The sequence below is a fragment of the Scandinavium sp. genome, from assembly GCF_036271055.1.
Classification (GTDB): domain Bacteria; phylum Pseudomonadota; class Gammaproteobacteria; order Enterobacterales; family Enterobacteriaceae; genus Scandinavium.
This window is the reverse complement of sequence record NZ_DATBBJ010000024.1, coordinates 141,063-153,484: the sequence shown is the minus strand read 5'-3', so window position 1 is coordinate 153,484 and position 12,422 is coordinate 141,063. Positions and strand designations below refer to the sequence as shown.

At 55.9% G+C, this 12,422-nt stretch carries 10 protein-coding genes; 2 read left to right on the top strand and 8 right to left on the bottom strand.

What is annotated here, in order from left to right:
- Positions 1-80: 80 nt before the first annotated feature.
- The 5 genes from polB to araB form a co-directional block, all read right to left on the bottom strand.
- On the bottom strand, positions 81-2,438 hold the full coding sequence (polB, locus tag VH187_RS02890) for a DNA polymerase II (protein WP_329699975.1): 2,358 nt from the start codon (positions 2,436-2,438) through the stop codon (positions 81-83).
- A 75-nt stretch (positions 2,439-2,513) separates the two neighbouring features.
- Positions 2,514-3,107 (bottom strand): YdcF family protein, encoded by a 594-nt coding sequence (locus VH187_RS02885; RefSeq protein WP_329699974.1) that lies wholly within the window; start codon positions 3,105-3,107, stop codon positions 2,514-2,516.
- Between the two features lie 59 nt (positions 3,108-3,166).
- Complete coding sequence (araD, locus tag VH187_RS02880; protein WP_329699973.1) at positions 3,167-3,862, bottom strand: L-ribulose-5-phosphate 4-epimerase; 696 nt, start codon at positions 3,860-3,862, stop codon at positions 3,167-3,169.
- An 84-nt stretch (positions 3,863-3,946) separates the two neighbouring features.
- Positions 3,947-5,449, bottom strand: coding sequence for an L-arabinose isomerase (gene araA, locus VH187_RS02875; protein WP_329699972.1), 1,503 nt, complete (start codon positions 5,447-5,449; stop codon positions 3,947-3,949).
- A 10-nt stretch (positions 5,450-5,459) separates the two neighbouring features.
- Positions 5,460-7,166, bottom strand: coding sequence for a ribulokinase (gene araB / locus VH187_RS02870; protein ID WP_329699971.1), 1,707 nt, complete (start codon positions 7,164-7,166; stop codon positions 5,460-5,462).
- Positions 7,167-7,381: 215 nt separating this feature from the next.
- Between araB and araC the strand changes: the two genes are divergently transcribed.
- The gene (araC, locus tag VH187_RS02865; protein ID WP_329699970.1) at positions 7,382-8,233 is read left to right on the top strand and encodes an arabinose operon transcriptional regulator AraC; all 852 of its coding nucleotides are present in this window, start codon (positions 7,382-7,384) and stop codon (positions 8,231-8,233) included.
- A gap of 122 nt (positions 8,234-8,355) precedes the next feature.
- Positions 8,356-9,123 carry a DedA family protein gene (locus VH187_RS02860; RefSeq protein WP_329699969.1) on the top strand — a complete coding sequence of 256 codons (768 nt, stop codon included), beginning with the start codon at positions 8,356-8,358 and terminating at the stop codon, positions 9,121-9,123.
- Positions 9,124-9,144: 21 nt separating this feature from the next.
- On the opposite strand, the gene thiQ is transcribed toward VH187_RS02860, so the two are convergent.
- From thiQ to thiB, 3 genes are read right to left on the bottom strand one after another with little or no spacing between them, the layout of a single operon-like run.
- A complete protein-coding gene (gene thiQ / locus VH187_RS02855) occupies positions 9,145-9,843 on the bottom strand; it encodes a thiamine ABC transporter ATP-binding protein ThiQ (protein WP_329699968.1) in 699 nt (232 codons plus the stop codon).
- Positions 9,827-11,437, bottom strand: coding sequence for a thiamine/thiamine pyrophosphate ABC transporter permease ThiP (gene thiP / locus VH187_RS02850; RefSeq protein ID WP_329699967.1), 1,611 nt, complete (start codon positions 11,435-11,437; stop codon positions 9,827-9,829). Before thiP ends, thiQ begins: the two co-directional genes overlap by 17 nt.
- Positions 11,413-12,396, bottom strand: coding sequence for a thiamine ABC transporter substrate binding subunit (gene thiB, locus VH187_RS02845; RefSeq protein ID WP_329699966.1), 984 nt, complete (start codon positions 12,394-12,396; stop codon positions 11,413-11,415). The genes thiP and thiB overlap by 25 nt, the downstream gene beginning before the upstream one ends.
- Between the last annotated feature and the right edge of the window lie 26 nt (positions 12,397-12,422).

Here is a 12,422-nt window from a genome sequence, read left to right as displayed (position 1 = left end):
AAAAACCACGGAGCGTCAAAATTGGGGGCCAGGAATGGAAAGGGCGCTATGGTACTGGAAGCCAGGGTGTTAGTCACCTGTCAAAATAGCCCCAGTTGTCCTGTCAGTAGTGTAGCAAAATCGTCGTGGACGAAGGGCAAAATTCCATCGGCGACGGGTTCAAGTTGCTTCGTGAGGTAGTGTTCGTAGTCCAGTGGCGACTGTTGATAAGCCAAAGGTTCGGGGCCGCTGGTGGTCCAGACGTACTTGATGCTGCCGCGCGATTGATACTGCAACGGTCTCCCCAGCCGTGCATTATGCTCATCCGCAAGCCTTGCAGCACGCACGTGGGGTGGAATATTGCGCTGATATTCCGCCAGCGGGCGGCGCAGTTGTTTGCGATACACCAACTGGTCGTCAAGTTCGCCCGCCATCAGCTTATCGACCGTTTCGAGAATGAATTCTTTGTACGGTTCATTGCGGAAGATGCGCAGATACAACGCTTGCTGGAACTGCTGCGCCAGCGGTGTCCAGTCGGTGCGCACGGTTTCCAGCCCTTTAAACACCATTCGTTGTTCATCGCCGGTTTGGATCATTCCAGCATAACGTTTCTTGCTGCCGGTTTCGGTGCCGCGAATGGTGGGCATCAGGAAGCGACAAAAATGGGTTTCGAATTCGAGTTCCATTGCGCTGGTCAGCCCTTGCTTTTGCAGTTCACCGGACCACCAGTTATTGACGAATGTCACCAGATTACGGCCAATTTTCGCCGCATCTTCTTCACTGTGCGCGCCCTTTAGCCAGACAAAGGTGGAATCGGTATCGCCATAAATCACGTCATAGCCCTGCGATTCAACCAGCGCTTTGGTCTGGCGCATGATCGCATGACCGCGCATGGTGATCGACGAGGCAAGGCGAGGATCGAAAAAGCGGCAGGCGCTGGTGCCGAGCACACCATAAAAGGCATTCATGATGATTTTCAGTGCCTGAGAGAGCGGTTTATCGCTGTGGATTTTGGCTTCGTCACGCTCATGCCAGATCTGCCCGACGATATCCGGCAGACAGTGTTTGGTCCGGGAAAACCACGCGCCGAGAAAACCTTCGGTGCTGTGTTCGGCATCCGGCTGCGCCATGCCTTCGACCAGACCGACCGGATCGATAAGGAACGTGCGAATGATCGACGGGTACAGACTTTTGTAATCGAGCACCAGCACCGAGTCGTAAAGACCGGGACGGGAATCCATGACATAACCGCCGGGGCTGGCTTGGGGCGGCACTTCACCAAGATTGGGGGCGACATAGCCGAGTCGATGCATGCGCGGAATATAAAGATGCCCAAAGGCCGCGACTGAGCCGCCGTGCCGATCCGCAGGCAGGCCGTTCATCGTCGCGCGGGCCAGTAAAAATGGCATAATTTCCGTTTTATGGAAAATACGCGTCACCAGCTCGCAGTCTTTGAGATTATATTTCGCGAGTGCAGGCTTATCTTCGGCGAAACGGCGGTCAATTTCGTCCATTCTGTCCCACGGGTTGTCGATAGACTTACCTTCGCCAAGCAACTCGCGTGATACCGATTCCAGTGAAAAGGAAGGGAAGCTCCAGAACGCCGATTTCAGCGCTTCAATGCCGTCAATAATCAGTCGGCCATTCGCCTGCGCGAAGAAAACGCCATTTTTGAAACCGTGCTCTCGCCAGTCAATTTCGACATTCCCGCGCCCAAGCGTCAGCGGGATTCGGTAACGTTCGGCGTGTTTTTGCAGCACTTTGAGATCAAACTGCACGACGTTCCAGCCAATAAGCACATCGGGATCGTGTTCGGCAAACCAGGCGTTAAGCTTTTCGAGCAACTGCGGGCGGCTGGAGACATATTCGAGGGTGAAATCGACCTGTGAGGCGTCGCCGTTTTCCGGCCCGAGCATATACACGATTCGCTGGCCGCAGCCTTCGAGCCCAATGCAATAAAGCTCGCCGTGACGCGTGGTTTCGATATCCAGCGACACCCATTTCAGTGGCGGGCGATACTCCGGGTTCGGTTTCAGGCGTGCGTTGACGAGGGCATTGCCCCGACTTTCGCCTTCAACCCAAACCGGCGCGGTGATGAATCGCTCCATCAGATAGCGCTCAGGTGGACGGATATCCGCTTCATACACGGTAATACCGTCGGCACGCAGCAGTTTTTCCAGCCGCATCAGCTGGCGGTGCGACTGGCAATAGAGGCCAAAAACGGGCTGGCGATGGAAATCTTTCAGGGCGAGCGGCGCAAGACGGGCATCTTTTTCACCGCGCAGCAAACGCTCCGTTTGCGGACGAAAAGATTCAGGAATAAACGCGACGGATTCTTGCGGCGCAAGAGTGACCTGCAGCGGCCCGTTGTCGGTTGCCAGCCAGAACGTCACTTCCGTTCCCTGCGGGGTATCCCGCCAATGACGGGTTAATAGAAAACCTTCTCGCGCCTGCGTCACACACTCTACTCAAATAAAAAAACCAGGCCTGAGTATAGCCTGGTTTAGGTGAGTTTACTGATTTTTTGTACAGTATTATAGCAACCGAAGCGCGGAGTAGCCTGTGTAATAAAAGGCCTCGCGCAGCATAAATGCTGCTTTAGCGGACCATGACTGGATCCGCGATGTGCGGGTTGGCGAACTCCAGCCGTGAATACCATCATCCTGTGCCATCAACATAATGCGCCGCATATGGAGCGGATCGCTGACCAGCAGCGCGGTCTGGAAATGATGTTCATCCATGATGATTTTGGCATTACGCAGATTCTCCCTTGTGATGGTTGAGGTTTCCTCAATCAGCACATCTCCCGGAGGCACACCTTTATCTACCAGGTATAGACGGGCAACCTCGGCATCAGAATACCGGGCTCCAGGGCTCAAACCACCGGTCAGAATCAGGTGTCGCGTGTAGCCATTTTGCCAAAGCCATAGGGCGTGATTGAGCCGCTGCTGGAAAATGGGTGAGGGAACATTTCCAGAAATACCCGCGCCCGCGACGATGGCACAGTCTGCCTGGCGAGTTTCATCTGTTTCGCTGTAGCGATACACGTAAGCAAGGTTGAAAAGGAAAAGGGCTACGACAAACGTAGCAAGCGCGGTAAGGATCCGTTGGGTTATTGTTAGCTTCATGCTGCACTTCGCTGTCCCTCGATAACGATGAGGCGAAGAGTAACATGAAGCTCGTCATGTCACTGCCCGTAATAAGCCTTCGCGCCGTGTTTGCGCAGGTAATGCTTATCCAGCAGCGTTTGTTGCATATCGGGTAGCTGCGGGGCGAGTTGGCGGCAGAAAATCCCCATGTAGGCGACTTCTTCTAGCACGATGGCGTTGTGCACGGCGTCTTCGGCGTTTTTACCCCAGGCGAATGGGCCGTGGGAATGGACTAATACCCCGGGCATTTGCGCGGCGTCGATACCTTGTTTTTCGAAGGTTTCGACAATCACATTTCCTGTTTCCCATTCGTACTGACCGTTGATTTCGGCATCAGTCATTCTGCGGGTACAGGGAATCGCGCCATAGAAATAGTCGGCGTGCGTGGTGCCCGTTGCCGGAATCGACTGTCCGGCCTGCGACCAGATCGTCGCATGGCGGGAGTGGGTGTGAACGATGCCGCCAATAGTCGGAAAAGCCTGATACAGCAGGCGGTGCGTTGGCGTATCGGACGACGGTTTTTTGTTACCTTCCACCACTTCACCCGTCGCCAGACTGACGACAACCATGTCATCGGCGGTCATCAGCGTGTAATCGACGCCGGAAGGTTTGATGATTAACACGCCCTTCTCGCGATTGACCGCGCTGACGTTGCCCCACGTCAGCGTCACCAGATTGTGTTTGGGGAGCTGGAGATTCGCTTCCAGCACCTGTTGTTTTAACTGCTCTAACATGTGCCCTCCTTGCCTGACGGCGCGTTGCTTACCGGGCCTACTACTGCGTAGGCCCGGTAAACGCAGTGCCACCGGGCATCAGCTTCAGCGTTTTGAACCGTAATAGACTTCATTCCAGCGCAGCGCATCTTTAAACGCAGGCAGGCGAGTGTCATTGTCGATAACGGTCAGTTCGATGTTGTGCAGTTCAGCAAACTGGCGCATGTCGTCCAGCGTTAACGCATGACTGAAGACGGTGTGGTGTGCGCCCCCCGCGATGATCCAGGCTTCGGATGCGATTTCCAGATCCGGATGTGCCTTCCACAGCGCGTTCGCCACCGGCAGTTTCGGGAGATTGTGTGGCGTTTTCACGGTTTCGATGGTGTTGACCAGCAGACGGAAACGATCGCCCAGATCAATCAGGCTTGCGACCAGCGCCGGGCCAGTTTTGGTGTCGAAGATCAGACGCGCGGGATCGGCCTTGCCGCCAATGCCGAGATGTTGCACATCGAGGATCGGTTTTTCGGCGGTGGAAATGGTCGGGCAGATTTCCAGCATGTGCGAGCCGAGCACCAGATCGTTACCGTTGTCGAAGTGATAGGTGTAGTCCTCCATAAAGGAGGTGCCGCCCTCGAGGCCAGTCGACATCACTTTCATGATGCGAAGCAGGGCGGCGGTTTTCCAGTCGCCTTCGCCCGCAAAGCCATAGCCCTGCTGCATCAGACGTTGCACTGCCAGCCCCGGAAGCTGCTTAAGGCCGTGCAAATCTTCAAAGGTGGTTGTGAATGCATGGAAACCACCGTCTTCAAGGAAGCGCTTCATGCCGAGTTCAATACGTGCGGCATCCAGCACGTTCTGGCGCTTGTCGCCGTTAACCTGTGCGGCAGCCGTCAGGCGATAGCTGCTTTCATATTCATCCACCAGTGCGTTCACGTCGCCGTCGCTGACTTCGTTCACCACCTGGACTAAATCACCCACCGCCCAGGTATTCACCGAGAAGCCGAATTTAATCTGTGCCGCGACTTTATCGCCGTCGGTCACTGCAACTTCACGCATGTTGTCGCCGAAACGTGCGACTTTCAGATGGCGGGTGTCTTGCTTGGAAACGGCCTGGCGCATCCACGAACCGATTCGCTTGTGCGCCTGCGCGTCTTGCCAGTGACCGGTCACAACGCTGTGTTGTTGACGCATACGCGCGCCGATGAAGCCGAACTCGCGGCCGCCGTGCGCGGTCTGGTTCAGGTTCATAAAGTCCATGTCGATGCTGTCCCACGGCAGCGCGGCGTTGAATTGGGTGTGGAACTGCAGCAGCGGTTTGTTGAGGATCGTCAGGCCATTAATCCACATTTTTGCCGGTGAGAAGGTGTGCAGCCAGACCACCAGACCCGCACACTTATCGTCGTAGTTGGCATCGCGGCAAATCGCCGTTATTTCATCAGGGCGAGTACCGAGCGGTTTGAGCACCAGTTTGCACGGCAGTTTGGCCTCGGCGTTCAGCTCGTTAACGACGTGTTCCGCATGTTGCGTTACCTGACGCAGGGTTTCCGGGCCATACAGATGCTGGCTACCAATCACAAACCACACTTCATAGTTGTTAAAAATGGTCATTTTTATGTCCTTAATGAGTCAGTGCTGCCTGAACCGCCGGCTTGTTGCCCGCCGGGGTCGCAGAAGGGAGATAGTGTTGTTCGGCGCTTTTCGCCCATTGCTGGTAGCGCTGATAAAGCTGTTCGAAGCGCTGTGCCTGAGCAGGGCGAGGTTCGAGCGTATGCTCGACGCTGCTGGCCATTTTTTGCTGCGCGGTTGGAATATCGGCGTACACACCCGCCGCGACGGCGGCAAAAATGGCGGCACCTAATGCGCAGCATTGGTCAGAGGCAACGATTTGCAGCGGACGATTAAGCACGTCGCAACAGGCCTGCATGATCTCCACGTTTTTACGAGCGATACCGCCGAGGGCCATCACGTTGTCGACCGGAATGCCCTGCGAGGTGAAGCACTCCATAATCGCGCGCGCGCCAAAGGCCGTTGCCGCCACAAGTCCACCGAATAATGCCGGGGTGTCTGTCGCCAGATTCAGGTCAGTGATCACGCCTTTCAGACGCTGGTTGGCGTTTGGCGTACGGCGACCGTTAAACCAGTCGAGCACGACGGGCAGATGTTCGAGCGACGGGTTCTGCGCCCATGCGGCGGTGAGTGCCGGAAGTAGTTGTTTCTGGCTGGCTTTGATCTGATCTTTTAGTTCCGGATGCTGCGCGGCGAGTTGTTCCAGCGGCCAGCCGAGAATACGGCCAAACCAGGCATAGATATCGCCAAAGGCCGATTGCCCCGCTTCCATTCCGAGAAAGTCTGGCGTCACGCTGCCATCCACCTGCCCGCAAATGCCCTGCACCGCACGGTCACCCACGCTGGCTTTATCGGCAATCAGAATGTCGCAGGTTGATGTGCCAATGACTTTCACCAGCGTGTTGGGCTGTGCGCCTGCGCCGACCGCGCCCATATGGCAGTCAAATGCGCCGCCGGAGATAACGACGCTTTCCGCTAAGCCCAGACGCTGCGCCCAGTCGGCGTTCAGCGTGCCAACCGGAATATCAGCAGTCCAGGTGTCGGTAAACAGCGGGTAATCGAGATGCTGATTCAGAAGCGGGTCGAGTTCATCGAAGAAACTGGCAGGCGGCAGGCCGTTCCAGCTTTCGTGCCACAGAGATTTGTGCCCGGCGCTACAGCGTCCACGGCGAATATCCTGCGGACGTGTAGTGCCGGAAAGCAGGGCTGGCACCCAGTCGCACAGCTCAATCCAGGACGTAGCAGCTTGCGCCACGCGTTCGTCGGCGCGGGTGACGTGCAGAATTTTGGCCCAGAACCATTCGCTGGAGTAAATGCCGCCAATGTAGCGCGAGTAATCCACTTTGCCCGGTTGATGGCACAGGCGGGTGATGGCTTCGGCCTCTTCTACCGCCGTGTGATCTTTCCACAGCACGAACATAGCGTTCGGATTGTCAGCAAATTCAGGACGCAGTGCCAGCACGTTGCCGTCGGCGTCAATCGGCGCTGGCGTTGAGCCGGTGCTGTCCACACCAATACCGACGACTTCCGCCCGACGGGGGCCGAGGTCGTTCAGCACACTTTTCAGCGCGGCTTCCATTGATTCGATGTAGTCACGCGGATGATGGCGGAACTGGTTATTGGGCGCGTCGCAGTAGCGACCCTCTTGCCAGCGCGGATACCACTCCACGCTGGTGGCGATTTCCTTTCCGCTGGCACATTCCACCGCCAGGGCGCGCACTGAATCACTACCAAAATCGAGGCCAATTGCTATTGCCATCGTGTTGCTCCATGAAGAATGTCAGACATGGTGAAACAGTAGATATCGGGGAAAAAAAGCGTCAGGCGGGAACCGCTAATCTTATGGACAATAATGCTGTTGCGATACAAAGTGTGACGGCGTGCAAATATTCTCGCAGGCCATTTCGCGCTTTTTCGCTTCGCTGGCAATATGGACAATTGATTTCCTGATGAGCGTGCTGAGCGAGCGTTTTTATGCCTGAACTCCAGAATGATCCGTTGTTACCTGGCTACTCTTTTAACGCCCATCTGGTGGCGGGCCTGACGCCGGTTGAAGCCGACGGCTATCTCGATTTTTTTGTCGACCGACCGCTCGGCATGAAGGGCTACATTCTCAATCTGACGGTGCGCGGCGAAGGGGTCATTAACAATCAGGGCAATCAGTTTGTGTGTCGTCCGGGCGATATCGTTTTGTTCCCGCCGGGGGAAATCCATCATTACGGTCGCCATCCGGATGCGAAAGAGTGGCATCACCAGTGGGTTTATTTCCGCCCACGCGCTTACTGGCATGAGTGGTTGATGTGGCCGACGCTGTTTGCTCAAACGGGTTTTTATCGTCCTGACGAAGGACATGACGCGCAGTTTGCCGAGCTGTTCGGGCAGATTATCGATGCCGGGCAGGGCGTAGGGCGTTATTCGGAGTTGCTGGCGATTAACTTGCTGGAACAGTTATTGCTGCGACGCATGGAAGTGATCAACGAGTCACTGCATCCACCGATGGACAACCGCGTGCGCGATGCCTGCCAGTACATTAGCGATCATCTGGCAGACAGCCAGTTCGATATCGCCAGTGTCGCGCAGCATGTTTGCCTGTCGCCGTCGCGCCTCTCACATCTGTTTCGCCAGCAGTTGGGCGTCAGCGTGCTGAGCTGGCGCGAAGACCAGCGCATCAGCCAGGCCAAGCTGTTGTTGAGCACCACACGTATGCCGATAGCCAGCGTCGGGCGCAATGTCGGCTTTGAAGATCAGCTCTACTTTTCCCGCGTTTTCAAAAAATGTACCGGAGCGAGCCCAAGTGAGTTTCGTGCGGGTGTAAACAACGTGTGAAAAAAGTGAACCCCAATGTCGGATTGTCGGTCCTAACCTGTAAACTATTCAGACAATTGATGGCTTGACGTAGCCAGCGCCCCTCGGGAGAATCGCTGCTTCGTTTTCCTACCGGATGCCCTATGCAAGCGTTGCTGGAACATTTCATTACTCAGTCGGTGATGTATTCACTGATTGCTGTCGCGCTGGTCGCGTTTCTCGAGTCTCTGGCATTGGTCGGCTTGATTCTGCCCGGCACCATCATGATGTCGGCGCTTGGGGCGTTGATCGGTAGCGGTGAAGTGAATTTCTGGCAGGCGTGGATGGCGGGGATTATCGGCTGCTTGTTGGGTGACTGGATCTCGTTCTGGCTCGGTTGGCGCTTTAAAAAGCCGCTGCATCGCTGGTCATTCATGAAGAAGAACAAGGCGCTGCTGGATAAAACTGAGCACGCGCTGCATCAGCACAGCATGATAACCGTGCTGATTGGTCGTTTTATTGGCCCGACGCGCCCGCTGGTGCCGATGGTGGCCGGTATGCTCGATTTGCCGATTTCCAAATTCATTATTCCTAACCTTATCGGCTGCCTGTTCTGGCCGCCGGTCTATTTCCTGCCGGGCATTCTGGCCGGAGCGGCGATTGATATTCCTGCGGATGCGCAAAGTGGCAGCTTTAAATGGCTGCTGTTATTGGCGGCGGGGCTGATTTGGCTGGTGGCGTGGCTCGGCTGGCGTCTGTGGCGCAGCGGCAAGTCAGGTGCCGATCGTTTGACTCGCTATTTGCCGCGTGGACGTCTGTTGTGGTTAACGCCAGTGCTGTCTGTGTTGGCGGCTGTGTCGCTGTATATGTTGTTTAAACACCCGTTGATGCCGGTGTATCTGGATATTTTAGGCAAGGTAGTGAGCCGCTAGTCTTGCCCGGTGGCGCTGTTTTTATTTCTGGATACCCAATAAATGCGAGGCACTGGCGTTGCCGCTCATCAGTTCAGCGGTCGCCCCATCCCAGGCAATTCGCCCATCGGCAATTACCAGCGAGCGCGGGGCAATGCTCAGCGCATCTTCCACGCTGTGTGACACCATCAACAGCGTGAGTTGTTGGCGACGGCAAACGTCGCTCACCAGTTGCAGCATCTCCTGACGCAACGCCGGATCGAGTGCCGAGAACGGTTCATCAAGCAACAACACTGGTTGTTCACGCACCAGACAACGAGCCAGGGCCGCACGTTGTCGCTGCCCACCAGACAATTCCCCCGGCAACCTTTCCAGTAAGGATTCAATCCCCATCTGTGAGGCAATCAAATCCAGCTTATGCCGCTGCCCGTCATTGAGTTTGAGCCCCGGATGCATTCCGAGCCCGATATTTTGCCGCACGGTCAGATGACTAAAGAGATTGTTCTCCTGAAACAGCATCGACACCGGACGTTTTGCGGGCGGCGTATAGGTATGCACCTGATTTTCGATAGAAATTGTGCCGCTGTCGGGCGTCAAAAAACCGGCAATCAAATTCAGTAGCGTACTTTTCCCCGCGCCGCTCGGGCCGAGCACGGCGATCTGCTCCCCTTGTTTAACAGAAAGGGTAAAGCGCATCGGCAGATGCTCATACAGCCAGGTGACATCATTGAGTTTTAGCATCACGACCCGGTAGTTTTTCAATCACAGTGAATAACAGGAAACAGAGCATCAGCAGGATGAAGGCCGTTACCGCGCCATCCTGGCTGCGATACGCCCCAATCTGCTGATAAAGATAGAACGGCAACGTGCGGAAATCCTCATTGCCGAACAGTGCCACCACGCCAAAATCGCCAATCGACAACACACAGGCAAACGCCAGCGCCTGAGCGATAGGGCGTTTCAGCGCGCGCAGTTCTACCACCCGAAAACGGGTGAAGCCCTGCATGCCGAGCGACTGGCACAACAGACTGTAGCGCGCGGTGGCATCGCGCATCGGGCTTTCCAGCACTTTCATTGCGTAAGGGATCGCCATCAACGCATTAGTGAAAATCACGATACCGTCGGCGGAAGTGGGCAGGCCGACGCTGTTGTTGAGCAATAAAAAGAAACCCGTTGCCAGCACAATCCCGGGCATGGCGAGGATCAGCATGCCGCTGAGTTCCAGCGCCTGTCCGGCGAAATCACGCTGTCTGGCGCGCAATTCGCGACTGCTCCACAGCAACATCAGCGTCAGCACAACAGATAAAAACCCTGCCGCCACGGCGATTCGCAGCGACGTCCACACTGCTTGCCACAATACGGGCTGCATTAGCACCTGCGGCAAATTGCGGTTCAGGCCGTCGACGATCACGGCTAAAAGCGGCGGCAGCAACAGCAATAACGCACACACAATCAGCAGCGTATCAATAACTCGACTGTGCAACCGGTCGTCCGGATCGCGCCAGCCAGTGTGCTGCGTGTTACCCGGGGCAAGCGATTTGCTTAACCGCTGGCTGATCAGCATCAAACCTAAACAGCACAGCATCTGGACGATGGCCAGCATCGCCGCACGCCCGGGATCGTAATCAAAATTGAGTGCCTGATAGATGGCAAGCTCAATGGTCGTCGCCTGTGGCCCGCCGCCTAATGACAGCACGGTGGCGAAGCTGGCGAAACAAAGCATGAAAATCAGCGCCGCAATAGCCGGGATTTGTCGCCGCATCCACGGCCATTCGATAAAGCGGAAAAACGTAAATCCGCGCATGCCGAGCTGTGCCGCAAGCTGGCGTTGTTCGCCGGGGATTTGTTCCAGCGCCTGCAATAGCAAACGTGTCGCCATCGGCATATTGAAAAACACATGCGCCAGCAAAATGCCCTGTAGGCCATACGGCGAGAAAGACCATTGCCAGCCGAGAAGCTGGAAGAGTTGAGCCAGCCAGCCTTGTCGACCATAAACGCTCAGAATGCCAAACACCGCCACCAGAACCGGCAGGATCAGCGTCATGGCGCATAAGCGCAGCAAGATCTGGCGACCGGGAAAACGACGGCGATACAACGAGCGGGCAAGGAAAATGGCGGGAACGACCGACAGCAGCGCCGAGAGAAACGCCTGCCAGAAAGAGAATCGCACCACGTGCCAGAGATAGCTATCGTGCAGGAAACTGCGCCAGCTTCCTGCCGGAGCGTTAATCCACAGCGCCAAAAAGGCGGCTAGCGCCACGGTCACCATCAACGTGGCGACCGTTACGCCTGGCATCAGCCAGCCAGCGATTACTGGCTGACGGCGCGTTGCCATGCAGCAATCCAGTTCTGGCGTTCAGAGGCGACCTGTTGCGGAGTATATTCCAGCGTCGTTTTCGGTTTCACCAGACCGTTAAAGCCGTCGGGCAGTGCAACCTGAGTCACCGGATACATCCAGTTACCAGCCGGGATCGCTTTCTGGAACGCCGGGCTAACCATAAATTGCAGGAATTTTTCAGCAAGTTGCGGTTGTTTGCTTGCCGCCGTACGCGCCGCCACTTCCACTTGCAGATAATGCCCTTCCGCGAAATCAGCCGCAGCGTAGTTATCTTTTTTCTCTTCGATAATGTGATACGCCGGAGAGGTGGTGTAGCTCAGCACCAGATCGCTTTCGCCTTTCAGGAACAGACCGTAGGCTTCGCTCCAGCCTTTGGTGACCGTAACGGTTTTCGCCGCCAGTTTCTGCCACGCTTCTGGCGCTTTGTCGCCGTACACTTTTTGCATCCACAGCAGCAGGCCAAGCCCCGGTGTGCTGGTTCGCGGATCTTCATAGATCACGCGCCATTTCTGCGGGCTTTCAACTAAATCTTTCAGGCTTTTCGGCGGGTTCTTCAGCTTGTTTTTATCGTACACAAAGGCAAAGTAGCCGTAATCGAACGGTACGAAGGTGTCGTTGTTCCAGCCGCCCGGCACGGTTACGCCCGTTGCAGGCACGCCACTTTTGGCGAACAGACCGGTTTGCGTTGCCGCTTCCAGCAGATTGTTGTCCAGCCCCAGCACCACATCGGCTTTGCTGTTTTTGCCTTCCATTCGCAGACGATTAAGCAGCGACACGCCATCTTCCAGCGCCACGTATTTCAGTTCGCAGTTGCAGTCGGCTTCAAACGCTTTTTTGACAGCAGGCCCCGGGCCCCAGTCAGCGGAGAAGGAATCGTAGGTATAAACGGTGAGAACGGGTTTCGCGAAAACAGGGACGCTAACCAGCGGCAGTAAAGGCAGGAGTTTTTTCAGCACTTTGCACCTCAAAATTAGGGGTGGCA

Bases quoted from the DNA above. Each gene is read 5' to 3' on its own strand.
- VH187_RS02885 (WP_329699974.1), bottom strand. From the start codon at position 3,107: ATGAAGCTAACAATAACCCAACGGATCCTTACCGCGCTTGCTACGTTT.
- araD (WP_329699973.1), bottom strand. From the start codon at position 3,862: ATGTTAGAGCAGTTAAAACAACAGGTGCTGGAAGCGAATCTCCAGCTC.
- araA (WP_329699972.1), bottom strand. From the start codon at position 5,449: ATGACCATTTTTAACAACTATGAAGTGTGGTTTGTGATTGGTAGCCAG.
- araB (WP_329699971.1), bottom strand. From the start codon at position 7,166: ATGGCAATAGCAATTGGCCTCGATTTTGGTAGTGATTCAGTGCGCGCC.
- araC (WP_329699970.1), top strand. From the start codon at position 7,382: ATGCCTGAACTCCAGAATGATCCGTTGTTACCTGGCTACTCTTTTAAC.
- VH187_RS02860 (WP_329699969.1), top strand. From the start codon at position 8,356: ATGCAAGCGTTGCTGGAACATTTCATTACTCAGTCGGTGATGTATTCA.
- thiQ (WP_329699968.1), bottom strand. From the start codon at position 9,843: ATGCTAAAACTCAATGATGTCACCTGGCTGTATGAGCATCTGCCGATG.
- thiP (WP_329699967.1), bottom strand. From the start codon at position 11,437: ATGGCAACGCGCCGTCAGCCAGTAATCGCTGGCTGGCTGATGCCAGGC.